General features: G+C 35.1%; 1 protein-coding gene. It reads right to left on the bottom strand.

Annotated features, from left to right (window positions below):
- Positions 1–797 (bottom strand): IS982 family transposase (locus N5J47_RS18090; RefSeq protein WP_279962426.1); only part of this gene is annotated, 797 nt, incomplete at its 3' end.
- Positions 798–847: the final 50 nt, after the last annotated feature.

Below are 847 nucleotides of genomic sequence, written 5' to 3'. Positions count from 1 at the left end.
TAAATACCAGCTAAATAGCCTGCAACACTTCTCGCTCTAGTCGTCACTAGATTGTACGCCCCTTTCAGCAAACTGAATAAAGTTTCAATCTTATTGCGTTGTTTCAGATGGTATTCATCTGCTTTTGATAACTGTATACATTTCATGTTCTTTCGGTGATAGGTAATTAAATCAATATCTTGTACTCTTAATTTGCTCTTTAATTCATGACTAATATAGCCACGATCAGCATACAATTTAGCAGTCATTCCTTTGACTAACTGTTCAACCATTTTTATATCTGCTGTATGCCCATTTGATAAAGCTGTGCTGAGTATTTCACCTGACTGATTCATAAGTACATGCAACTTACAACCAAAGAACCAACCCATAGAACTTTTACCACGAGTTGCAATTGCTGCTAGCGATTTATGTCTTTTTATTCGCTGATTTTTACAGACAGCCAATGTCGTTGAATCGATCCATAAATAAGGACTTTGCTGATCTTTCATCAGGGCGAAATGTAAGGCATGTAAAGCCAGTTGATGAGTATTGATCAGGTAAATCATACGTTGGTAACAAGGCAGGCTTTTGAATAAATGAAGATAGTTATGTTTCAGTGCCGTAAAGAATGCTTTAAAGTTATTGAAATGTGAATGTTTATACCAAATTGCAATAAAGACAATTTCAGAAATACTGAGCTGTGCAGGGCGAACTCTTAGGCATTTAAGATTTTGCTTTAAGAATTTCCAGTAAATTGATTCAAATTTTAGAAAGAAATCATCAATTATACAGAATAATTGGGTACTATCGAACATAAGGACTAGAGTCGTAAGTTTTGTGTGGTAACTCAACTGATGGCTCTAGT

This window comes from Acinetobacter sp. GD03645, assembly GCF_029845285.1.
Lineage (GTDB): Bacteria > Pseudomonadota > Gammaproteobacteria > Pseudomonadales > Moraxellaceae > Acinetobacter > Acinetobacter corruptisaponis.
Note: the sequence above shows the minus strand (reverse complement) of the source record. Positions and strands in the feature narration are given on the sequence as shown.